General features: G+C 40.5%; 22 protein-coding genes and 2 pseudogenes. 18 read left to right on the top strand and 6 right to left on the bottom strand.

Going from position 1 to position 22,538, the window contains the following annotated elements:
• Positions 1–10 precede the first annotated feature (10 nt).
• From CXL14_RS00755 to CXL14_RS00735, 5 genes and pseudogenes are all read left to right on the top strand, one after another.
• On the top strand, positions 11–580 hold the full coding sequence (locus tag CXL14_RS00755; protein WP_014416983.1) for a sulfurtransferase TusA family protein: 570 nt from the start codon (positions 11–13) through the stop codon (positions 578–580).
• A pseudogene (locus CXL14_RS00750) lies at positions 546–1,710 on the top strand (MBL fold metallo-hydrolase). The gene CXL14_RS00755 and the pseudogene CXL14_RS00750 overlap by 35 nt, the downstream one beginning before the upstream one ends.
• Before the next feature lie 33 nt (positions 1,711–1,743).
• Positions 1,744–1,971 (top strand): sulfurtransferase TusA family protein, encoded by a 228-nt coding sequence (locus tag CXL14_RS00745; RefSeq protein ID WP_003156135.1) that lies wholly within the window; start codon positions 1,744–1,746, stop codon positions 1,969–1,971.
• 59 nt (positions 1,972–2,030) lie between these two features.
• Positions 2,031–2,807 carry a sulfite exporter TauE/SafE family protein gene (locus tag CXL14_RS00740; RefSeq protein WP_014416985.1) on the top strand — a complete coding sequence of 259 codons (777 nt, stop codon included), beginning with the start codon at positions 2,031–2,033 and terminating at the stop codon, positions 2,805–2,807.
• Positions 2,808–3,249: 442 nt separating this feature from the next.
• A complete protein-coding gene (locus tag CXL14_RS00735) occupies positions 3,250–3,930 on the top strand; it encodes an aspartate/glutamate racemase family protein (protein ID WP_014416986.1) in 681 nt (226 codons plus the stop codon).
• A 105-nt stretch (positions 3,931–4,035) separates the two neighbouring features.
• Here CXL14_RS00735 and CXL14_RS00730 read toward each other — a convergent pair whose 3' ends face one another.
• The 3 genes from CXL14_RS00730 to cotR form a co-directional block, all read right to left on the bottom strand.
• Positions 4,036–4,605, bottom strand: a complete 570-nt coding sequence (locus CXL14_RS00730) for a DUF2812 domain-containing protein (RefSeq protein WP_014416987.1) — start codon at positions 4,603–4,605, stop codon at positions 4,036–4,038.
• The gene (locus CXL14_RS00725; protein WP_014416988.1) at positions 4,592–4,909 is read right to left on the bottom strand and encodes a PadR family transcriptional regulator; all 318 of its coding nucleotides are present in this window, start codon (positions 4,907–4,909) and stop codon (positions 4,592–4,594) included. The genes CXL14_RS00730 and CXL14_RS00725 overlap by 14 nt, the downstream gene beginning before the upstream one ends.
• A 363-nt stretch (positions 4,910–5,272) precedes the next feature.
• The gene (gene cotR / locus CXL14_RS00720) at positions 5,273–6,238 is read right to left on the bottom strand and encodes a sporulation hydrolase CotR (protein WP_014416989.1); all 966 of its coding nucleotides are present in this window, start codon (positions 6,236–6,238) and stop codon (positions 5,273–5,275) included.
• A 202-nt stretch (positions 6,239–6,440) separates the two neighbouring features.
• On the opposite strand from cotR, the gene CXL14_RS00715 reads away from it, so the two are divergent.
• Entirely contained in the window at positions 6,441–6,917 is a 477-nt protein-coding gene (locus CXL14_RS00715) for a DinB family protein (RefSeq protein ID WP_014416990.1), read from the top strand.
• Positions 6,918–7,022: 105 nt separating this feature from the next.
• On the opposite strand, the gene CXL14_RS00710 is transcribed toward CXL14_RS00715, so the two are convergent.
• On the bottom strand, positions 7,023–8,219 hold the full coding sequence (locus CXL14_RS00710; RefSeq protein ID WP_014416991.1) for a diaminopropionate ammonia-lyase: 1,197 nt from the start codon (positions 8,217–8,219) through the stop codon (positions 7,023–7,025).
• A 141-nt stretch (positions 8,220–8,360) separates the two neighbouring features.
• Between CXL14_RS00710 and CXL14_RS00705 the strand changes: the two genes are divergently transcribed.
• From CXL14_RS00705 to CXL14_RS00690, 4 genes are all read left to right on the top strand, one after another.
• A complete protein-coding gene (locus tag CXL14_RS00705) occupies positions 8,361–9,026 on the top strand; it encodes a GntR family transcriptional regulator (protein WP_014416992.1) in 666 nt (221 codons plus the stop codon).
• 137 nt (positions 9,027–9,163) lie between these two features.
• On the top strand, positions 9,164–9,541 hold the full coding sequence (locus CXL14_RS00700) for a RidA family protein (RefSeq protein WP_014416993.1): 378 nt from the start codon (positions 9,164–9,166) through the stop codon (positions 9,539–9,541).
• A gap of 77 nt (positions 9,542–9,618) precedes the next feature.
• A complete protein-coding gene (locus CXL14_RS00695) occupies positions 9,619–10,929 on the top strand; it encodes an SLC5/6 family protein (RefSeq protein WP_197535983.1) in 1,311 nt (436 codons plus the stop codon).
• 49 nt (positions 10,930–10,978) lie between these two features.
• A complete protein-coding gene (locus CXL14_RS00690) occupies positions 10,979–12,139 on the top strand; it encodes a M20 aminoacylase family protein (RefSeq protein WP_014416995.1) in 1,161 nt (386 codons plus the stop codon).
• Between the two features lie 39 nt (positions 12,140–12,178).
• On the opposite strand, the gene CXL14_RS00685 is transcribed toward CXL14_RS00690, so the two are convergent.
• A complete protein-coding gene (locus CXL14_RS00685; protein WP_014416996.1) occupies positions 12,179–13,075 on the bottom strand; it encodes an AraC family transcriptional regulator in 897 nt (298 codons plus the stop codon).
• Positions 13,076–13,201: 126 nt separating this feature from the next.
• On the opposite strand from CXL14_RS00685, the gene CXL14_RS00680 reads away from it, so the two are divergent.
• From CXL14_RS00680 to CXL14_RS00650, 7 genes are all read left to right on the top strand, one after another.
• A complete protein-coding gene (locus CXL14_RS00680; RefSeq protein ID WP_014416997.1) occupies positions 13,202–14,449 on the top strand; it encodes a Zn-dependent hydrolase in 1,248 nt (415 codons plus the stop codon).
• Between the two features lie 239 nt (positions 14,450–14,688).
• Positions 14,689–16,077 carry an aminotransferase-like domain-containing protein gene (locus CXL14_RS00675; RefSeq protein ID WP_014416998.1) on the top strand — a complete coding sequence of 463 codons (1,389 nt, stop codon included), beginning with the start codon at positions 14,689–14,691 and terminating at the stop codon, positions 16,075–16,077.
• Positions 16,078–16,169: 92 nt separating this feature from the next.
• Complete coding sequence (locus CXL14_RS00670; RefSeq protein ID WP_088056320.1) at positions 16,170–17,468, top strand: MFS transporter; 1,299 nt, start codon at positions 16,170–16,172, stop codon at positions 17,466–17,468.
• Between the two features lie 324 nt (positions 17,469–17,792).
• Entirely contained in the window at positions 17,793–18,209 is a 417-nt protein-coding gene (locus CXL14_RS00665; protein ID WP_014417000.1) for an NUDIX hydrolase, read from the top strand.
• Between the two features lie 194 nt (positions 18,210–18,403).
• Positions 18,404–18,589 carry a hypothetical protein gene (locus CXL14_RS00660; protein ID WP_017419203.1) on the top strand — a complete coding sequence of 62 codons (186 nt, stop codon included), beginning with the start codon at positions 18,404–18,406 and terminating at the stop codon, positions 18,587–18,589.
• A gap of 242 nt (positions 18,590–18,831) precedes the next feature.
• Positions 18,832–19,131 carry a hypothetical protein gene (locus tag CXL14_RS00655; protein ID WP_014417001.1) on the top strand — a complete coding sequence of 100 codons (300 nt, stop codon included), beginning with the start codon at positions 18,832–18,834 and terminating at the stop codon, positions 19,129–19,131.
• Between the two features lie 398 nt (positions 19,132–19,529).
• Positions 19,530–20,876 carry an FAD-binding oxidoreductase gene (locus tag CXL14_RS00650; protein WP_032873047.1) on the top strand — a complete coding sequence of 449 codons (1,347 nt, stop codon included), beginning with the start codon at positions 19,530–19,532 and terminating at the stop codon, positions 20,874–20,876.
• A gap of 106 nt (positions 20,877–20,982) precedes the next feature.
• Here the strand turns inward: CXL14_RS00650 and CXL14_RS20295 are convergent.
• A pseudogene (locus tag CXL14_RS20295) lies at positions 20,983–21,394 on the bottom strand (VOC family protein).
• A gap of 192 nt (positions 21,395–21,586) precedes the next feature.
• On the opposite strand from CXL14_RS20295, the gene CXL14_RS00640 reads away from it, so the two are divergent.
• Entirely contained in the window at positions 21,587–22,528 is a 942-nt protein-coding gene (locus tag CXL14_RS00640; RefSeq protein ID WP_101287630.1) for a cation diffusion facilitator family transporter, read from the top strand.
• Positions 22,529–22,538 lie beyond the last annotated feature (10 nt).

The raw sequence follows: 22,538 nt of genomic DNA, 5'->3' as shown, positions 1-22,538 counted from the left end.
GGAGGAAAAAATGATGAAAGCAAATATTGTACTAGACGCTAAAGGTTTGGCGTGTCCAATGCCTATCGTAAAAACGAAGAAGAGTATGAAGGATTTAAAAGCTGGTGACATATTAGAAATTCAAGCGACAGATAAAGGTTCTACAGCAGATCTGGAAGCATGGGCAAATAGTACAGGCCATGAATATCTAGGTACTGAAGCAGAGGGGGAAATACTTCGTCATTTTCTTCGAAAAGGAGGAGAGCTTTCAGCAGAAAATGCAGCTTCAATTCCTGAGATTTCATTAGAAGCTTTCAAACAGAAAGTGGATAGTGACGAGTCTCTTCACATTTTAGATGTACGAGAGATAGAGGAGTATGAAAATGCTCATATTCCTGGAGTTGTGCATATCCCTCTAGGTGAAGTGGAAAAGCGCTCTAACGAATTAAACAAAAATGATGAAATTTATATTATCTGCCATTCGGGAAGAAGAAGTGAAATGGCGGCCCACACCATGAAAAAACAAGGTTTTAAAAAGGTTATTAATGTTGTCCCCGGTATGCGGGATTGGACAGGTAAAACAGAAAAAGGAGGTATGTAAACATGACCGTTCAAGCACTTACCGCAAAAGAAGTCACACAAAAAATCTTTAACATAGAATCTTTATTTATTCTGGATGTGCGTAATGAAAATGACTTTAACGATTGGAAGATCGAAGGACATTGTTTTGACTATTTAAATGTACCGTATTTCGATCTTTTAGATGGCGTAGAAGATATCTTGGAGAAAATTCCTTCTGATAAAGAAGTGCTGGTCGTTTGTGCAAAAGAAGGTTCATCTGTCATGGTATCCGAAATGCTTTCTGAAGCAGGTCATTCTGTATCCTATCTTAAGGGCGGAATGAAAGCATGGAGCGAACATTTAGAGCCGGTAAAAGTCGGGGATTTAAAAGATGGCGGTGAGATGTATCAGTTTGTTCGTATCGGTAAAGGCTGCCTGTCATACATGGTCATTTCCAATGGTGAAGCAGCGATTATTGATGCGACACGTATGGCGGATATTTTTATAGACTTTGCGAAAGAGAAGGGCGCGGAGATTACTCACGTATTTGATACACATCTTCACGCAGACCATATTTCAGGCGGCAGAGTCATAGCTGAAAAAACAAAAGCAACCTACTGGTTACCACCGAAGGATGCAGAAGAAGCGGTATTTGATTATCAGCCGCTGGAAGAAGGCAACGATATTGTCATTGGAAACACAAAGATTGGCATTCAACCGATTTATTCACCGGGGCACACGATTGGCTCCACTTCTTTCATTGTTGATGATCAGTATCTTCTTTCAGGTGATATCTTATTTATTGATTCAATCGGAAGACCAGACTTAGCCGGTATGGCAGAAGATTGGGCGGGAGATTTAAGAACAACGCTTTATAGCCGTTACAACGCGTTATCAAAGGATTTAATTGTATTACCGGCACACTTTATGATCATTGACGAGCTAAATGAGGATGGAAGTGTTGGTAAAAAACTAAGTACATTATTTAGCGAGAACCATGGTTTGAACATTGCGGATGAAACAGAATTTAGACACCTAGTAACAGATCATTTGCCTCCGCAGCCAAATGCATACCAAGAGATTCGAGAAACAAACATGGGGAAAATCAGCCCGGATGAAGAAAAACAGCGTGAAATGGAGATTGGTCCAAACCGCTGTGCAATACGGTAACACAAGTTTCTATTAAAAAGAGGAGAGATGAACATGAAATCAGATAAAGTATTAGACGCAAAAGGCCTGGCATGCCCAATGCCAATCGTCAGAACAAAGAAAGCGATGAATGAACTGGAATCAGGTCAAATATTAGAAGTGCATGCAACAGATAAGGGAGCTAAAAATGATCTTGCAGCTTGGTCTAAATCAGGCGGGCATGACCTTTTAGAGCAAACTGATGAAGGCGATGTATTGAAATTCTGGATTAAAAAAGGCTAATAAATGTGAAAGGGTATCGAATACAAAGATGCCCTTTTTCTTTGAAAGGAGGAACCAAAATGGATATTGCCTTTATCACAACTTTTTTCATTATAGGGTTTATTGGTGCCTTTATTTCCGGAATGATGGGTATTGGCGGATCAGTTATTAATTATCCAATGCTATTATACATTCCTTCTTTAGTGGGAGTGATGTCATTAACTGCCCATGAAGTTTCAGGGATAGGGGCTATTCAAGTTTTCTTTGCGACACTTGGCGGTGTTTGGGCTTATCGTAAAAGTGGTTTTTTAAATAAAGCATTAATTATGTACATGGGAAGCAGCATCCTTTTAGGGAGTGTATTGGGGAGTTACTTTTCTCATTATATATCTGAAAAAGGAATTAACTTTATATACGGAATTCTGGCTATACTAGCAGTTGTTTTAATGTTTATACCTAAAAAAGGACAAGAACATAGCGAAGACGAAGAAGTGATATTTAATAAATGGTTGGCTTCGTCCCTAGCGTTTATCATTGGCGGCGTATCAGGTATTTTAGGAGCTGGCGGCGCTTTTATCCTGGTCCCCATTATGTTATCGATTTTAAATATCCCTGTTAGAATCACAGTCGCTTCATCTCTTGCGATTACATTTCTTTCATCTATTGGCGCAACAGTTGGAAAAGTAATCACGGGCCAGGTTCTTTTTGCACCGGCTCTGGTTCTTATGATTGCCAGTTTAATTGCTTCTCCTATTGGCGCATCTGTTGGGCAAAAAGTAAATACAAAATTCCTGCAATGGATTTTAGCGTTATTAATAAGTGCGACAGCTATTAAAATTTGGTTAGAGCTCCTTTGATATGAGTCAGCGGGTAAAATGAAAGATTAAAAGATTCATCACTCCTTGGTTTCTTATTCATGTTATAACACTTGCTCACGTTCAATAAATGTTTCAAGTGCTTGATGAAATTCTTTTTGATAATGGTGACTTGGGCAAGTCTTGACTATAGTACCGTGAAAAACATTTGACTTAGTTGCGACCAGTGTTTTATTTAGGACAGCGTTATGGGACACTATAAACCTGTACGTTTTAAAACGAAGATGGTGATTTTAACAAACATGGCGCCCAAGAGCAAGTCGTCTGGTTTGCCAGCTATCTTTTTTAAAGTCCCTTTTTCGATTAATGAAATGATAAAATAGGAGAAGACAGCCAAAAAGAAATGAGAGCAGATTCAGATGAGAAACACAAGAATAACTCATCGTGATCGTATTCGTACACATTTTTACAGAGGAGGACAATTATGATTGGAATACTGGCAGGAATGGGGCCAAAATCTACTGGGCCATTTGTAGATAAAGTAGTAGACGAGTGCCAAAAAATATATGGAGCAATACACGACATGGATTTTCCTCATATGATGATTTATTCTTGTCCGACTCCTTTCTACATGAATAAACCTCTCAATCATACGGACATGGAAAATGCAATTATTGAGGGGGCTGTAAAGCTTGAAAAAACGGGTGTTAATTTTATTGCAATCCCATGTAATACCGCACATATTTATTTTAATCAAATAAAAAAATCGCTTTCAGTCCCTTTACTAAACATGGTTGATGAAACCATAAAAAAAATACCTAAAGGCTCAAAAAAAGCAGCTCTTTTAGCCACCGTTCCTACGGTTCAATCTGGAATATTTCAAGAAGCGTTAAACAGAGAAGGTTATGATTTTTTACATCAAGATAGTTGGCAAATCTATGTCGATCACATAATAGAAAAGATTAAACAAGGTCAAACCGATGAGGCTGGTACATTATATGATGAATTACACCGTGAATTAGCAGAAAAGGTTGATACGGTTATCATTGCATGTACGGATTTAAATATGGTCACGGATCAAAAAAGCAGCGAACTTACCTTTGTTGATTCATCAGCTTGTCTCGCTCAAGCCATTGTAAATAAGTATGTATCATTAACAAAATAAGCCGTCTGATTAATCAGCAAATTCAGGGCGCTTTTTTCCGTTAAAGCGCCCGGCTTCGGCAGATACATGATCCTCGATTACTTCTTTAAATGTAACTTCCCCGCGTTATTGTTCTTTTAACATTGAATATTTTCGATACGCTTTATAGAAACTGCAGCCAAAGAGAACGGCCATAAGAGCGGGAAGCGACCTTAAAAGGGCAAATGGAGTTTCAAATAAAAATGCTTTCCAAAACATTGCGCCTTCCATACTCCACAGACCTTCAGCTAAATACAAACCTGAATTCGTGTAAATCATATTACAATAAAACAAGCACAGTAACCCAAAACAAGATGAAAAACTCATTAGTCTTTTATAATAATTACTCTTTGATTGGCGATCCGAGAAGATTTCATTTTGATCATCATCTTCTTTTTGCCAATATCGAGTTCCAAGCCCCCAAGGGCCATTTATATAACTCCAGCCGAAGTCTTCATATATCTCTCTGTAATCTTCGAATTTTTTCTTTGATAAATAATCTTGATAATCCAGTCTCATCACATATTTTTTGTCGGTTTTTTCGAAAGTGTATATTCCTAATCCGCTGATATTTGTACAGCGATAGCCTTTTTGTAATTGCTCGTTCAGCCATTGCTCCTCTTTTTCAATATCAAAAAACATCTTAAATTTCTTCATTCGATTCACTTCCTTCGTGCAGGGATAAAATATGCAGTAACCTGTTTTGTTCCATTTTCAAAATGGCGCTTCCTTCCGCAGTTATCATATAAACTTTTCTCCGGCCCGACTCTCCAACAGGTTCAATCCAGCCATGCTTATTCAAGTTTTCAATCGCGCCGTATAATGTGCCGGCTGCTAAAATAACAGTTCCGTTACTCATCTTTTCGATCTTCTGCATGGCGGCATAGCCATGAAGCGGCTCCCGCAAAGCTAATAAAATATAATGCATGGTTTCAGACAGCGGTAATAATTTATGTTTCATATCCTCATCCTCTATTCAGTCTGACTATATAGTTAAACTTAATACAGTTCAACTGAATAGTCAATGGTCTTTTCAAAATTTGTCAAAGGAACTTGAAAATCAAATCTAAAAAGTCGCTTTTCTTACGTAATGGGAAGCGACTTCTGAGTAGTCCTATTCAATTAAATGGCCCGATTGTTGGATGTAATGCTTAACTTCAGTGTTTGAAATGTCGGGCGGTAATAAGATTTCACTTTATCGAATGCCCAGCGTATAAATACCCCAGGAAGGTCCAAACCCTCTCGGCCGCATTAATAATACCAAGGGTTTTGAGTCCCTTGGTATTTTTTGTTCATTGTATGATGACGTAAACTTCTGACTTACTTAGTGGCTGTCGTTCCAGTTTTTCTCTATAAAAGTATTAGCAGGCTGTAAGTTGGTTTTGTTCGCAATTTCAATGACAGCGGGAACCACGGAAGGGTCTGTTTTGGAGAAGTTAGGAATCCGCGGATCTAACCGGAAAAAGCGATCTCCCAGCAGATTCGCGCTGACCATGGATTCATAGTAGCCATTTCCGCCGGAGATCATCTGAAGAAATGGCAGTAAAGGTTCATTAGGCGACCTGTCCAAAAGGACTCCCCAATTTGGAGGAAGGTTCTTCAGATTTTCGGGACGTATGTTATCCGCACTTACCATTCCCCACCCCCTCGTATCTCTTCTTAACCGAGTCGGGGCTTCACCTGTACCGATGGATAGCGCCGCAATTTGATCCAATGGCACGTTGGCTTTACCAACCGCAAACGCGATACTGGCCGTACTGGGGTTCGTTGCCACTACATATCCGTCCACGTAGTTTTGATAGGCTCGCTGCGTCGCGGGGGCACCGCTGCTCCGCAGTATGACATCACTCACTTTCTCATTTAAATAGGGAGAGCCGGGAAAGTTGTGAAATAATACGGGCGTCCAACGATCCAGTGCTGGGGAGTATAATTTGAATGAAGGGACAACAATTCGTTTTCTTACATCTTTAAGACGTAGGCCTGGCGGGAAAAAGTTTCGTACCGCTTTAATAAAACCGGAATATGGTAATTGTTGATTGAAAACAGGTCCGCCCGGCCGGGAAGTGCTGAATGCGGGCAGGATTTCATCCTCAAAATACTGAAGTGTTTCCTTCGGAGATCTTCCGCTTGCTAATGCAAGGGCAGTAAATGAACCGATTGAATTTCCCGCAAATACATGGGTTCGACTTATTAATGCTGGATTTTCTTCAGCCAGTCTGTTCAATAGTTGTAAACTTAAAGCACCTAAGGTACCGCCCCCGTCAAAGGTCATGATCCGATATTTTGCCAAAGCTGATTTCTCCTTTCTGATGAAAACTATCATTCAGTATATGTTCAGCCAGAGTCTATTGTATGGATGAATGAATATCTCCTTATCTTAAAAATGGTTTGATTATCAATCCAGCGAGTCGGGAAAGAATATGTTTTTTATTTAAAGAGGTTTTTTCCGGGAAAAAGGAGAATTATTCTTAAAAATAAAAGGGGGAAAACACTTGAATACGATTGACCTTATTGTTTTACATTTTGAAGAAGTAAGACGGCGAAGCATCAAGTTATGGACAGCTATACCTGAGGAAAAAATGGACTGGCGCCCCGATTCCGAAGCAATGTCGTGTAAGGAAATGATAAGACATGTATTAGAAGCGGAATTTCTTTATCATCACATTTTACTAAAACAAATGAATGAGTCTTCAGAGGAATCTAAAAACCCGTATGAATCAAAAACGTTTACCACAGTAACCGAAGAATTAGAATTTGCAAAACCGTATCGGGCCGAGTTTTTGACATTCATCAAATCGTTAAACGAAACAGATTTAACAGATATAAAGATTGACAGGTCTGATGTTGGATATATTCGTGAACTAGGAGACATGTTATTAAGAATCGCTTACCATGAGTCCGTACATACCGGTCAGCTTTTAGACTATCTCAGAACTGCTGAAGTGGACAGGCCTTTAATTTGGGACTAGTTAAATGATTGAGTTTTACACGGGAAGGGGAAATAACGGAAGCCTTAACTTCACCCAAAGTTAAGGCTTTTTATAAATCATTAAAACAAACATGTTGCCGTTGTTTTAATGATCTGTTCCCCAAACCGCTTTCCGATAATTTTCCGGATCAGTATCACCTTCTGTATTAATCATTAACACATTAGATGACTGATCTAATTCTAATTTCTTCTTTATCTGTTCCATTGAAGTATTCTTACTTAACTCATGCAGCAAACCTAATGGTACGGAACCTGACTCACCAGAAATAATCTTCGGATCCGGATCAATAGGATTACCCAATATTCTCATCCCCAATGCGCTTATCTTGTCATTACAGGAAAAGAAATAATCACTGCATGTTCTCAAAATGTTCCAACCGAATGGGTTGGGTTCGCCGCAGGCAAGCCCAGCCATCATTGTAGAAAGATCACCGTATACTCGGACAGGTGATCCAGAGGCGCTTTGGGCTGACCGGTACAGACAATTTGCGCTTTCGGGTTCAACTATGGAGATTTTGGGCTTATTCCCGCTTTTTACATTTAATAGGGAAGCTGCCATTGAAGCAGCGAAAGATCCCACTCCAGCCTGAAGGATAACATGACTGATTGTATTGAAGAAATCTTCATTTTGTTTGTATATTTCTGCAATAATTGTTGTATATCCTTGCATGATAGAGAGAGGAATTTGCTGGTATCCTTCCCAAGCCGTATCCTGAACTAAAATCCAATGATGTTTCTCAGATAAATCTGCCGCCATTTGAACAGTGTCATCATAATTTAAATCTGTAATGTACGCATCAGCACCTAAATGTTTAATGGCTTCCAATCTCGCGGGAGAAGAACCTTTCGGCATATATACCTTTGCTTTCTGTCCAAAAAGGGAAGCCGCCCATGCCAGTCCCTTTCCGTGATTACCGTCGGTAGCTGTAGCAAATGTAGCAGAAGGAGCGCTTTTTACAAGTTCAACCAATTCGTTAAAATGAATGGAATTAAGGTCGATTTTAAGTTTTTTACTATAGTAAGAAGCAATCGCATATGAAGCACCCAAGCTTTTAAAAGCATTAAGGCTAAAGCGTTTAGATTCATCTTTGACATAAAGACTGTTTATGCCGAGATATTGTGCGAGACTTCTTAACGAGTGAAGCGGTGTTGCTTGATAGCCGGGAATGCCGGAATGAAAATGAAGCGCTTTTTTTGTTTCCTCTGCAGAGAAATAGGAAGATTCCTGAGGTAACGTATCAGATCTGAAATGATTCGAAACCCAATCAATATTCGCAAACAAATTTCTTCATCCTTCCAATATGTGATATATCACATTATACATGGATCGGAATGTAAAGCAACTTTTCTTTTTCGCAAACGATATACTGAAATGTGGTATATTACATGTAAAATGATGTTTTAAAGAGGTGAAAACGTGACAATGAACCAACAGCACCAATTAAAACGAACATTTATGAAAGTTGAAGCTTATCAGTTTCTGAGAGAGTGGATTATAACAGGTAAGCTTGAGCCGGGAGAAAGACTGAGAAATCAAGATCTATCTGAGACACTCGGAATCAGCCGCACGCCGGTCCGGGAGGCGCTGCTTCAGCTTGAAAATGAAGGTCTTGTCATAACGAAAGCCAATCGGTGGACAGTGGTAGCACCTATTGACCTGGAAAATGCGAAAGAGGTTTACTCGGTCGTTTGGTCTCTCGAGTGTCTCGCTTTTGAACAGGCACTTTCAAGATTTACACAAGATCATATAGACGAGATGGAAAAATTAAATAAGCAAATGAATGAAATAATGGAGACGGATGATAAGGTAAAAGCGCTGAAATTGGATAATGCCTTTCATCAAAAGATCATTGAAGTCTCAAATAATACTGAACTGCAGAAATTACTGCAAGGACAAAAAACGAAAATACAGAGAATTGAAATTCGGTATTTCAGTCAAAATCACGCAATGAATGCATCCTGCAGTGAACACAATCAAATATTAGACGCAATGAAGAATAAAGATCTTAAACAAGGACTGAAAGCCATAAGGAGTAACTGGGAAAACAGTCTGACTCGAATCATTTTAAACAGCCAATTAAAAGCCTGACAACTCGTCAGGCTTTTTTGTATGAATTTTTCGTTTGACTAATATGAGATATGTGATATATTACTTTTAACTGAAAGCAATTCAGTTTTTGTGAAGAATATTTAGAATTTTACATCAATAAGGAGAAGGTGATTATTATGTTAAAAACAGTTTTTACAGAAAAAGCACCAAAAGCGATCGGACCTTATTCTCAAGGCATTAAAGTACAAGATTTTTTATTTTTATCAGGACAGCTTCCTGTTAATCCAAACACGGATGAAGTTCCGGCTGATATTAGGGAACAAACGATTCAAGTTTTAAAAAACATTGAATCCATTCTGAAATCAGAGGATTTAAAAATTGAAAATATAGTGAAAACGACTATTTTCCTTAAAAATTTAGGTGATTTTAAAGCTGTTAACGAGGAATATGGTAAATATCTTGGAGACCATCGTCCTGCGAGATCCACAATTGAAGTAAGCCGGTTGCCTAAAGATGTACAGATTGAAATTGAAGTCATCGCGTATTCCGGATAAATATATACGAGTGAAAAGCTGCCCGGCTTCATGGTAATTCGTGATGTTCCAGAGCATGACATTCTTTTTTCGGGAGGATAAATATGTCTATAGAACAGGATGTGGATGTGCGGTGCCGGAGTTCTTCATCGAATAATGCCTCTTATGAAGATCCGGCTAAATGGTGCAGGCAAAATACAATTTGGGTCTTAGGCCTGTTTGGCACAGCAATAGGCGCGGGCGTGCTTTTTTTGCCAATTAATGCGGGAATAGGGGGCATTCTGCCTCTGATAATCATCACTGTTCTGGCTTTTCCGATTACGTACTTTTCTCACAGAGCTTTGGCCAGATTTGTTTTATCGGCAGGTTCTGCAACAGACGGGATTTTAGCGGTGACAGGAGAATACTTTGGGGCGAAAGCAAGAAGAGTATTCACTGTCATTTATTTTCTTGCGATTTACAGCATCCTGTTAATGTATTCAGTTGCCATTACAAATACAGCTCAAAGCTTTATTGTGAATCAAATGAACATGCCAGAGCCGCCAAGGGGTTTAACTGCCGGATTTCTGATAGCAGGATTACTGTTTATCGTGCGTTTTGGTCAGGATGCGGTCATGAAGACTATGAGTTTGTTAGTTTATCCATTTATAGGTTCGTTATGTTTGATGGGGATCTATCTGATACCTAAATGGAATACAGCCATTTTGGATGTCACACACCTATCATTATCCGGATCAGGACAAGGGATGTTCATGACGGTATGGATGACATTCCCTGTCCTGGTGCTTTCATTTAATCATTATTCAATGATTTCACCATTCGTTGTAGCTCAAAGGCAGTGTTATGGAGACAAATTTGCTGATGATAAATGTGCCCAAATACAAAAATACAGTTATATATTGATGATACTTACTGTTTTATTTTTTGTATACAGCTGTGTATTCAGTTTGTCGCCGGCAGATCTTGCTATGGCAAAGAAACAAAACATCTCAATTCTCACTTATCTCGCCAACCATTTTCATTCAGCGTTTATTGCTTGTCTTTCCCCGATTATCGCATTTGTCGCAATTACGAAATCCTTTTTAGGACATTATATAGGAGCCTATGAGGCCATGCGGGATATCATTGTTGAGGTTTTTCCATCAAGAAATAATAAGAAAAAAACAGATTTTATCATTCTGTTTTTTATGTTTGTCACTTGCTGGCTAATAGCTTATATCAACCCAAGTATTCTAGGCATCATTGAAAGCATCAGCGGACCGATAGGGGCTGTTATTCTATTGCTGCTCCCTATGTATGCCATTCGTAAGCTGCCAGTATTAAAAATGTATCGAAATAAAATCAGTAATGTTTTTGTTACGATTATTGGTGTCATCACTGTTTCGGCAATTATTTTTGCTTTATTTTAATTATTTATGTAAACGCTTTCTATTTAATGATTATATTGGAGTGGTCTTTATGAATGATATCACAATGAAAGATCAATTAATAAAATGGAGACATGACCTCCACATGATACCTGAAACAGCTTTTGAAGAACACATGACCTCAGTGTATATTGCTGAAGAATTAAAAAAAATGGGAGTAAGCGTTTGTTCGGGTCTGGGCGGAACAGGTATAGTCGCCACCTTAAAAGCGGGAGAAGGTTCAAAGGTTATAGGAATCAGAGCGGAACTGGACGCATTACACTTCACTGAAGCAGCAGATCATTCGTATGTGTCTAAAAATAAAGGGAAAATGCATGCCTGCGGTCATGACGGACATATGGCAATCCTTCTTGGGACAGCTAAAATATTGAGTGAAAGACAACATTTTAACGGCACCGTGTGTTTTATTTTTCAACCGGCGGAAGAACCGGGCAAGGGTGCGAGGGCCATGATTGAGGATGGACTTTTTGAACAATTTCCGCTCGATGAAATTTACGGATTGCATAATATGCCTGGATTGCCGGCGGGTACTTTTGCAACCCGCCCCGGGGGAATTATGGCCGGTGAAGATAACTTTGTCATCCGGATTAAAGGAAAAGGCGCTCATGCAGCCCGCCCTCATATGAGTATTGATCCATTGGTCATAGCGTCGCAAATTATTCTCGCCTTACAGACTATTGTGTCCAGAAATTTAGATCCAAGCGTTCCTGCCGTTATATCCTGTACGGAAATCGTAACAGACGGGGTGAGGAATGCGATTCCGACTTATGTGGAAATCAAAGGTGATACGCGAAGTTATTCTCCTGACACCCGACGTTTTCTCGAAGAAAAAATGAGGACTATCAGTTCCGGGATTTGTGAGATGCATGGTGCGGAGTGTCAGTTTGAGTATACACATGAATTTGCTCCAACGACGAATTGGGAAGAATATGTCGGGTTTACTGTTGAAGCTGCTGCCAAAACAGCCGGAAAAGAGAATGTCACTTCTAACATAAATCAGATGATGATTTCAGAAGATTTCTCGGCTTTTTTAGAGAAGGTTCCCGGTGTATTTGTTTTTCTTGGCAATGGTGATGAGCATGATCAAAAGGGCCATATTCCATTACACAGCCCGTCATATGATTTTAATGATGACATTCTTTTAACCGGTGCAGCGTATTTTGCGGAATTAGTTAAAATTCGCTTATCCTAAAACACATGAAACAAAGAAAAACAGCAATTACTGAATCAGTCAGTGCTGTCTTTCTTTGTTTTTTTGTTTTTTATAAGCCAGCGGCGTCATCTTCATGGCATGTCTGAACCTGCTGATGAAATAACTTGTGCTGTTAAAACCAACTTGATAAGAAATGTCTGTCACACTCGCATCTCTTTGCTGCAATAAATATAAGCTTTTTTGAATTCTGTAATCTATAACGTAGTGTAACGGAGAACATTTTAAAAAGCGCTTGAAATAGCGGCAGCACTCAGAACGGCTTAGCTGCCCGGCTTTCGCAATATCCTCCAATGTGATTTTTTCAGCATAATGCTGATGGATCCAGCTCAGCATATTCTTCATCCTTTGGTTCTTCAACCATTCTGTTTCGATACATTCAAGGTGGAAGCAATTGGCGATTAAGTGTTTCCAAACAGACGTAAGTTTCATCGTGATATCTATTTCATAAAAGAGGGATTTTTGCTCGATGCATTTGTGGATCTCTAATACAGCATTCAGAATGTTTTTTTCTAAAGGGTCGTCTGCGTGGATATATAAGTAAGGGACATTCGTTGCGTGAATCAAAGGTTTTACATAGGTCGTGTAGAGTTCCTGTGATAAAACGAAATGCGGGGAGACATTTAAACAGATATAAAGACAATCTGAACTGCCATGCTCCTTTGTCATATGCAGGCAGCCGCTGTTAATAAACAGCCCGTCGCCTTGACGGACAACCACCCATTCCTCATTTACTTGGAACAGCGCTTCTCCTTTTATTATAAGCACGAATTGAATTTCATCATGCCAATGAAGGGGAATATATCCGTGCAAATGGTTCTTAATGGTTTTTTCATAGCAAGCAACCGGCATAACAATTGTATGGTGTTTCGTCAAATCTTGCAGACTGTCATCCATCAGAAAGTTTTGCGTTTGCATGTTAAACACCTCAATATACTTATATTTTTAAATCCAATATTGGTATTAAGATGATGAATTCTTATATATCATAACATTATTGTTATATCAATGAAGCGATTGACTCAGTACAGGGAGGAATGCAAAATGGCATCTGAACATGTGAACCTTTACATGAATTCTGAACGTTTACTCAGCCGTCTTAAGGAGCTTGGTGAAATCGGACGTGACCGCAATGACACACTCACAAGGTTAGCTGCTTCCGATGAAGATAAGGCGGGACGGGACTTATTGGTAACATGGATGAAAAAAGCAGGCTTAGAGGTTATGATTGATAAAATCGGAAATATTTTCGGGGTATGGTATGGTTCTGATCAGAATAATGATGCGCCCATTATGATCGGCTCTCATATCGACACGGTCATCAACGCGGGTATTTACGATGGATGTTACGGGGTTATTTCGGGACTTGAAGTCATAAACACTTTAAAGGAGTCCAGCTTCAAACCGGAGCGTCCGATTGTCATTGCGGCTTTTACCAATGAGGAAGGTGTGCGATATACTCCAGATATGATGGGATCACTCGTATTCGCCGGAGGACTTTCTTTAGAAAAGGCGCTTCAGACCCGCGGTACGGATGGGACGAAACTGGGTGAAGAACTTAAGCGTATAGGATATGAGGGAACAGAAAAGCCCGGCTTTTTAACACCGCACGCCTTTATTGAGCTTCATGTTGAGCAGGGGCCGATTTTAGACAAAACAGGCATTCCGGTCGGTGCCGTTGAGAATTTGCAAGGGATTTCCTGGCAGCGTATAACGGTTCAAGGCGTTTCAAATCATGCCGGGACAACTCCGACTGATATGCGTCAGGATGCCGGGCATGCAGCCGCACAAATCATAACGTATTTGCGCAAACGTGCCAATATGTCTAACGGCCAAACTGTCGCCACGGTCGGAACAATCAGTTTTGAGCCAAATGCTATCAATGTCATTCCATCATTGGCAGCACTTACAGTTGATTTGCGAGATCCGGACGAAAAGAGACTTCAAGAAGAAGAATCAGCACTGGCCGATTACCTGAAAGATTTGGAAGAGGCTGAAAACGTATCTATCACATCTGAACCATTAGTCCGTTTCAATCCCGTTGTATTTGATAAAAACATTGTTGCATTAATTGAGCGGGCTGCAAATAAACGGGGACTGGAATCAAAACGGATGACATCCGGTGCCGGACACGATGCACAAATGATGGCCCGCATCTGTCCGACGGCTATGATTTTCGTTCCAAGTATAGAGGGGATCAGCCATAATCCTGAAGAATACACGAAAGATCATGACTTGGCTGCAGGTGTCAATGTATTATTAGATGTCGTTAGTGATCTTTCTTCTAACTAAGGAAACGGGAACATCAAGGAATACAAATCGAGATAAAGAGTGAAGATAAAGAGTGTCGTACAGAAAAGCTCTTCTCATCATTGATATCTCTGATGAAAGTTCAATTTTTCCCGGCGTATCAATCATGCCAAAGGTTTAACCGCCTTTGGCTTTTTTTTATGTCAACTTTTGCGTCTGTTAAGTGAAAATTGTTTTATAAACGGTGTGATCATATAATTGAATGAAAAAGGATGCATATCATGCCGATCAATTCTTTTGAAAACTATCCGATGAGCTGGAAGCCGGCGATTGATAAAACGGAAAAACCCATTTATAAAGCGATTGCAGAGAAATTAGAACAGGATATATTACAAGAAGTTTTATTACCCGGAACCAAACTGCCTCCTCAGAGAGAACTGGCTGATTTTTTGGATTTAAATGTAAGTACCATTTCAAAGGCTTTTAAAGTCTGCGAGTTAAAGGGTCTGCTGAGTGCCTCTGTCGGGAGCGGGACTTTTGTTGCTTATGATGCGTTATCGAATGCGTATCTGCTGGAAGATACAAAGCCGAAGCATCTGATTGAAATGGGGGCGACGCTTCCGGATCAGGCTTCTTATGAGCCGCTGCTGCTCCAGCTGAAAAGTATGCTGCAAGAGGAAGATTATGAAAAGTGGTTTGGCTATGGCCGGACGGGTGAAAGTCTTTGGCAGAAAGATGCGGCTGTTAAGCTGATTCGAAGAGGCGGATTTGAAACGTCCGTTGATCACATTTTATTTGCAAACGGCGGGCAAAATGCGATTGCCGCGGCATTGGCGAGTCTTTGTAAACCAGGAGACCGCATTGGAGTTGATCACCATACATACCCAGGCTTGAAAACTGCCGCTTCGATGCTGAGTGTGCAGATTGTGCCGATCAAATCAGAGAACAATGAGATGAGCCCTGCCTCATTTGAATATGCGTGTAAAAATGAAAATATTAAAGGCATCTACCTCATCCCGGATTATCATAATCCGACAGCGTCCTTTATGTCTGTTGAGAATCGAAAAATGATCGCGAAAATTGCAAAAAAATATAACCAATTCATTATTGAAGATGCCTCGTACCATCTTCTTGGCAAGAATCCGCTTCCGGCCATCGCATCATTTGCACCGGAACAGGTCATTCACATTGCCGGTTTATCAAAATCACTGGCACCAGGGTTAAGGATGGCGTATGTCGCCGTCCCGAGTCAATATAAGGAGCCGATTTCAAAGGCGCTTTACAATTTAAATATAACCGTTTCCCCGCTGTTAGCAGAACTCACTGCACGGACGATCGTATCGAATCAATTTGAAATCTTAATTGACAGTCATCGTGAACAGACTATTCGCAGAAACAAAATGGTCGATCAATATTTAACCGGCTATACGTGTGCAGGTGCTGAGACGGGAATCTTTCGATGGTTACTGTTACCCGGAAATATGACAGGTGCTGCATTTGAAAAATCAGCCGCACAGCATGGAGTGCAAGTATACGCGGCTGAACGTTTTGTCGTCGGGAACAGTTGTCCGGAAAGGGCTGTAAGGGTGTCTGTCTGTGCACCGAAAACGCTTGGGGAGCTTGAGCAGGGACTGCTGATTCTTAAACGCCTGCTGGATGAGCATATCTAATATTGTCCGCCATACAATTATTATATTGTATGGTTTTTTTGTGCGTGTTATGATAATCCAAATCTGTTGGAGGTTATAGAAAGGCAGGTCGGATTATGCTTCACAAAGACAGTGCAAAAGGGTCAGATACTCAATCGGCATTATTGGAGCAATTCATAGGTTCTCCTGATAAACAAAAAAGATTATATAAGCGTACTTTGTTTGTCGTCAGTCTTTCACAAATTTTCGGCGGCGCAGGGTTGGCGGCCGGAGTGACTGTCGGTGCGCTTATTGCACAGCAAATGCTTGGTACAGATGCGTTTGCCGGTGTGCCCTCTGCTTTATTTACCTTAGGATCAGCAGGCGCCGCGTTATTTGTGGGGAGGCTTTCTCAGCGTTACGGCCGCCGGACAGGTCTTTCAGCCGGATTTATGATTGGCGGACTGGGAGCGATAGGAGTCATCATTGCGGCTATTTTAAATAGTGTGTTTCTGCTGTTTGCTTCTTTGATTATTTATGGTGCGGGAACAGCGACAAATCTGCAGGCCCGTTATGCGGGTACGGACTTGGCAAATCATAAACAGCGGGCGACTGCTGTCAGTATGACTATGGTTTTTACCACATTCGGTGCCGTTGCAGGCCCGAATTTAGTGAATGTAATGGGGAACTTCGCTCGCTCCATTGGTGTTCCGTCACTGGCGGGTCCATTCATTTTAGCGGCGGCAGCATATATGTTGGCAGGTGTTACTCTTTTCATCATGCTACGTCCTGACCCTTTAGTCATAGCAAGAACAATAGAAATGGCCGGCCAAACACCTGATGATAGAGGACAAGTGCCCGCCGACGAACACACAGAGAACAAAAAAGGTATTATTGCGGGTGCGGCGGTTATGATTCTTACTCAAATTGTAATGACTGCTATTATGACAATGACACCGGTCCATATGAGACATCACGGCCATGGCTTAGGAGCGGTAGGTCTTGTTATCGGTTTTCATATAGGCGCCATGTATCTCCCTTCTTTGGTGACAGGTGTGCTTGCGGATAAATTAGGCCGTACTGTAATGGCTGTATCTTCCGGAATGACGCTGCTTTTGGCAGGGCTTATATCGGCATTTGCACCGGGAGATTCTATGATTCTTATGGTCATTGCTCTGTCTTTGCTCGGGTTAGGATGGAATTTTGGTTTGATAAGCGGAACGGCACTGATTGTTGATTCAACTGAAACGTCAACACGGGCTAAAACACAAGGTACTGTGGATGTTTTGATTGCGTTGTCCGGAGCCGCCGGCGGAGCCTTGTCCGGAATGGTCGTAGCAGGTGCCAATTACCTGACATTATCACTTGGCGGAGGGATATTATCGTTATTATTAATTCCGGTGGTGATATGGTCGCTTGGAAGTAGGGAATAGTATCTTATGTTTAAAAGCAGTGCGAGGCTCCTGTGGTTGAAAAACCCATGAAGCGTAAGTCCTCCCGGCTGCATCTCAATGATACCAAGGGTGTAACAGCCTTTGGTATTTTTTATGTTCTCTTTTATTTTTAAAGTTTACTCTTATTTGCTCTGCTCAATAGACTGTCGTTTTTAAAAAAGGTTCTAAAACGATACAAATGATGCGCTTGAACGGTTGTAAGTTTGATGTATTACAAAAAAACAGCTGTTATATCCCTTTATATTCTTTACAGTAAATATATAAATAAGCGGTTAAAAAATATTTTTAGTAAAGGAGAGTCATATGGAAGAAGTTAAAGTTGTATACGCATTGATTAGAAATGAGTTCAATCAGATAGTAATGGTAGATAATCATGAGGGGCATTGGTCACTTCCAGGCGGAAAAGTTGAGCTTAATGAAAATCTAATAGAAGCAGCTGTACGTGAGGTATATGAAGAAACAGGGCTGGAAGTTGAAATTGGGGATATACTAGCTGTTAATGAAGCGAAATTTATAAAGAGAAATCATCACGCCATATTTTTTACATTTGAAGCAAAAGTTACAGGAGGGAAAGAAGGAATTAAAAATGCTCAAGAAATATTGAAAATAGAATGGGTTGATATTGAACAGGCAAGTCAACGATTGCCTTATTACACCGAAGGGATTAAAAAGCTTATGAAAGGAAATGCGCTGTATAACAATCAGGGAACAATATACTGATAATCCCGTACTTTGATTAATGGTTGTGGAGGGTGAAGAGGTAAGGTACTCGTTCTTCAAGGAAAAAACAAAATAGTAATAATGATTTTTACTTGAACGACAATTAAGAAAAATTTAAGGTTAAATACTGAAAAATCTGTTAATATTATAATGCATTGTTTGAAAATGTAATTATTTAATAAGGAGTTTTCTAATTGCGTTGGAGTAAATGGTTCAATATTTTTTGCATAGCAGCATTGGGATCAATATATGGCTATAAATTGTTTACTAACCAAGAAGTCAGTACGGCTCGTTTAATCATAGCTGCTGCAATTATCTTGTGGAACATTGTCGGACTTTTTAGCAAAGAACCAGTAAAACAAACACAGCAAGCAAACTAAAAGTCAAAAACACAAAAAGTTGGTACAGAAGGATGCTGCAGCGCGCAGCATCCTTTTTCGCAGTCTCTCTTTTTACGCTGCTTATCATAAATCATTTAAGTTTCATCAAGCATCCAGAATCTGTTGCATCGATAAATGAAAATTGCCCTAAAATGTGTCGATTCATCAACATAATAGTCCAAGCTGGGGTTTTTTATTTACATAGTATGAAGAGATTAAAAAATGCGAGAAGGAGTGGCGTAATGTATTATAACGAAGGTGAAGATCAACAGTACGTTCAGAAGAAAAAGCCATACAACGAAGCCTGTGACCTTGGCCATGATTTTGATATGGCGGACGACGAAGCAAGAGCGGAAGCAGCAAGAGAAGCAGAAGCGAGAGCCAGAGCGGAAGAGGCAATAGCAAGAGCGGAAGAAGCAAGAGCCCGAGCAGCAGAAGCAAAGGTAAAAGCGGCAAAATTAGCAGCAAAAGCGAAATGTAAAAAACGTCATAAGAAAGAGGAAAAACATGATTGCAAACGTAAGCACAAGAAGAAAAAATAAGAGCTTTTCATCATGTAAAAGATAAAATTCATGTGTATTGATTTTACCCGTACAGGGGTGCAAAAACGATAAAGAAAAAGATTCTTGTCGGGGGATCAAACAGAAAGGTTGCTCAGCCGGTGTCTCAGCAGAACCACGCATAGCAGGGCAAACATAAATTTCTATGGACTTCCATAGTTTGGTCGGTATACCACGCCAATAAATGTAAGTGCCTATCATGATAAAAAAGGCAGGAGAGACAAGAGTTTCGGCAGCTTGCCGCTCTTGTCTTTTTTTGTTTTTATATCATCTTCGCGTATATGTGTCTATTTTTAAGTTTGCAGAACATCTGTCTAAGAATTTGTCCAATTCCTACATATACTGGTATCGGAATCAAATGCTTATTGGGAGTGAAATAGATGGGATCAGCACAGTTAACAGGACGCGTCATCTTCAAAGGGGACCCCGGCTATACACAGGCGGTTAAGAATTGGAACCCTTATGTTGATGTCTGTCCGCTTGTCTTTGTTTTTGCACAAAATTCATACGATGTAAGTAATGCTATTAAATGGGCTCGTGAGAAGAATGTGCCTATGCGTGTCAGAAGCGGCCGCCATGCTCTGGATAAAAATCTTTCCACGGTAAGTGATGGGATTGTTATTGATGTGAGTGACATGAATAAAGTTTTCTTAGATGAAAAAAACGCGGTAGCAACTGTTCAAACCGGCATTCACGTCGGCCCGCTTGTAAAAGGTTTAGCTCGGGAAGGTTTTATGGCCCCGTTCGGAGACAGTCCAACCGTCGGAATCGGAGGAATCACGATGGGAGGCGGATTTGGAGTGCTTTCCCGATCGATCGGCCTGATAAGCGATAACCTTCTCGCACTGAAAATGGTAGATGCCAAAGGCAGGATTATTCAAGCAAATCAATCCCGCAATGAAGATTTACTGTGGGCTTCCAGAGGCGGCGGGGGAGGCAATTTCGGATATAACACCCAATATACGTTCAAAGTTCACCGTGCCCCTAAAACCGCAACCGTCTTTAATATTATTTGGCCGTGGGAACAGTTAGAAACGGTATTTAAAGCGTGGCAAAAATGGGCGCCGTTTACAGACGAACGATTAGGATGCTACCTTGAGATTTACAGCAAAGTAAATGGCTTGTGCCATGTGGAAGGATTGTTCCTCGGTTCAAAACCAGAGCTGGTTCAATTATTAAAACCTTTATTAAATGCCGGAACGCCGGCACAAACAGTAATCAAAACACTATACTACCCGGATTGTATAGATTTCTTAGATCCTGACGAACCGATTCCTGGCAGATCGGATCAGAGTGTTAAATTCTCCTCGGCGTGGGCGCTCAATCTTTGGCCGGAAGAACCTATTGCAGTAATGAGACAATTTTTAGAAAAAGCGACCGGGACAGAAACCAATTTCTTTTTTATCAATTGGGGCGGCGCGATAAGCAGAGTTCCAAGCAGTGAAACAGCCTTCTATTGGCGCCGGCCATTGTTTTATACGGAATGGACGGCCAGTTGGAAAAATAAATCACAAGAAGCTTCGAATCTTGCATCAGTTGAAAGAGTGCGTCAGCTGATGAAACCATATGTAACAGGTTCATATGTGAATGTTCCGGATCAAAATATCGAGAACTTCGGGAAAGCATATTATGGCTCAAACTTTGCAAGGCTTCAAAGAATAAAGGCGAAATACGATCCCGAAAATGTATTCCGTTTTCCGCAAAGCATCCCGCCATCGTATAAATAGTTTGATCGTTTTGGGAAACAAAATAAAATGCTGCGTTTGCATTCTGTTGGAACACACCAGAACATTCAGGTGTGTTTTTATTGTTGCTTTCATTTCTGAAATGTGGTTATTCACTTATACCCCAGTGCGGATTCCAACCGATTTCCCATAAGTGTCCATCGGGGTCTTGGAAGTGACCGGCATATCCGCCTCAAAAAGTATCATGAGCGGGATCAGTTATCGTTGCTCCTGCCTGTTATGACTTTATCGCCTTCAGCTTTACTGATGACGTTATGTCCTCATGTAAATTCCGCAGTACTTGGAGCAGTGAACGTAACGTTTGATTCATGTGCGATGTTTTTGCGGTCCCAAAGGGCAAGTTTCAGTCCCGTTTGCAAGTCAAAAAAAGCAGCTGCGCCATGTTCAAATTCTGTACAGGCTATTCCTTCTGTAGGCAGACCCAAGCCATCCCGATAGAAGTGCAGCGATTTTTCTAAAGTGTCTGCGCCTAAAGTAATTCCTGTAATCCGCGGCTTCATAGCAATCATTGATTAAGAGCAATATAAAGTATCGGGAATTTTCATTGAAAAGATTTTGACATTTCAGTAAAGAACCTATATATTCATATATGAGCACATAATCATATATGGTTATTTTTGTGTCCATGTTAGAATGCTTCATAACAGAAAAGAAATAATAAATGCAGTGTATGAGATAAGGAGGAGATTTTTATGGGTCACAATCACAATCACGCTGGCGGATCCAATAAGAAGGTTTTATTGATCTCTTTTATCGTGATTACAGGTTATATGGTAATAGAAGCGATAGGCGGATTTTTAACCAATAGTTTAGCGCTTTTATCAGATGCAGGCCATATGCTGAGTGATTCAATCTCATTAATGGTTGCTCTGATTGCTTTTAAATTGGCCGAAAAAAAGGCAAGTCATCATAAGACATTCGGCTACAAACGATTTGAGATTCTTGCAGCTGTGATAAACGGTGTTGCATTAATATTGATTTCCCTTTATATCATTTATGAAGCAATCAAACGTTTCTCTCATCCGCCGGAGGTAGCAACAACCGGCATGCTGACGATTAGTATCATCGGGTTAGCTGTAAATATATTGGTTGCTTGGATTATGCTGAACGGCGGAGATACAAAGAATAACCTGAACATAAGAGGGGCTTACTTACATGTGATAAGTGACATGCTCGGATCTGTAGGTGCCATACTGGCTGCGATCCTTATCATCTTCTTCGGGTGGAGCTGGGCAGATCCAGCGGCCAGTGTCATTGTGGCTATTCTTGTTCTGAGAAGCGGTTACCATGTGACGAAAGACTCCATTCACGTATTAATGGAAGGAACTCCGGAAAATATCAATGTCACTGACATCATTCATACAATTGAAGAGACAGAAGGAATTCAAAGCATTCATGATTTGCACATATGGTCTATCACAAGCGGATTGAATGCTCTTTCCTGCCACGCTGTTGTTAACGATCAACTGACCATTTCTGAAAGTGAAAGTATTTTACGCAAAATTGAACATGAACTTGGAGATAAAGGCATTACACATGTAACCATTCAAATGGAAACAGCAGCGCATAATCACGACAATACGATTCTTTGTCAGGCCCAAACTGAGAATCCGCGTGACCATCATCATCATTAAAGGAGGAAAT

It is taken from the genome of Bacillus sp. SJ-10, from assembly GCF_002843505.1.
In the GTDB taxonomy this organism is placed as follows: Bacteria; Bacillota; Bacilli; order Bacillales; family Bacillaceae; genus Bacillus; species Bacillus velezensis.
Note: the sequence above shows the minus strand (reverse complement) of the source record. Positions and strands in the feature narration are given on the sequence as shown.

Excerpts from the sequence above, each read along its gene's own strand:
- CXL14_RS00755 (WP_014416983.1), top strand. The coding sequence starts at position 11 with ATGATGAAAGCAAATATTGTACTAGACGCTAAAGGTTTGGCGTGTCCA.
- CXL14_RS00745 (WP_003156135.1), top strand. The coding sequence starts at position 1,744 with ATGAAATCAGATAAAGTATTAGACGCAAAAGGCCTGGCATGCCCAATG.
- CXL14_RS00740 (WP_014416985.1), top strand. The coding sequence starts at position 2,031 with ATGGATATTGCCTTTATCACAACTTTTTTCATTATAGGGTTTATTGGT.
- CXL14_RS00735 (WP_014416986.1), top strand. The coding sequence starts at position 3,250 with ATGATTGGAATACTGGCAGGAATGGGGCCAAAATCTACTGGGCCATTT.
- CXL14_RS00730 (WP_014416987.1), bottom strand. The coding sequence starts at position 4,605 with ATGAAGAAATTTAAGATGTTTTTTGATATTGAAAAAGAGGAGCAATGG.
- CXL14_RS00725 (WP_014416988.1), bottom strand. The coding sequence starts at position 4,909 with ATGAAACATAAATTATTACCGCTGTCTGAAACCATGCATTATATTTTA.
- CXL14_RS00705 (WP_014416992.1), top strand. The coding sequence starts at position 8,361 with ATGAACCAACAGCACCAATTAAAACGAACATTTATGAAAGTTGAAGCT.
- CXL14_RS00700 (WP_014416993.1), top strand. The coding sequence starts at position 9,164 with ATGTTAAAAACAGTTTTTACAGAAAAAGCACCAAAAGCGATCGGACCT.
- CXL14_RS00690 (WP_014416995.1), top strand. The coding sequence starts at position 10,979 with ATGAATGATATCACAATGAAAGATCAATTAATAAAATGGAGACATGAC.
- CXL14_RS00685 (WP_014416996.1), bottom strand. The coding sequence starts at position 13,075 with ATGCAAACGCAAAACTTTCTGATGGATGACAGTCTGCAAGATTTGACG.
- CXL14_RS00680 (WP_014416997.1), top strand. The coding sequence starts at position 13,202 with ATGGCATCTGAACATGTGAACCTTTACATGAATTCTGAACGTTTACTC.
- CXL14_RS00675 (WP_014416998.1), top strand. The coding sequence starts at position 14,689 with ATGCCGATCAATTCTTTTGAAAACTATCCGATGAGCTGGAAGCCGGCG.
- CXL14_RS00665 (WP_014417000.1), top strand. The coding sequence starts at position 17,793 with ATGGAAGAAGTTAAAGTTGTATACGCATTGATTAGAAATGAGTTCAAT.
- CXL14_RS00655 (WP_014417001.1), top strand. The coding sequence starts at position 18,832 with ATGTATTATAACGAAGGTGAAGATCAACAGTACGTTCAGAAGAAAAAG.
- CXL14_RS00650 (WP_032873047.1), top strand. The coding sequence starts at position 19,530 with ATGGGATCAGCACAGTTAACAGGACGCGTCATCTTCAAAGGGGACCCC.
- CXL14_RS00640 (WP_101287630.1), top strand. The coding sequence starts at position 21,587 with ATGGGTCACAATCACAATCACGCTGGCGGATCCAATAAGAAGGTTTTA.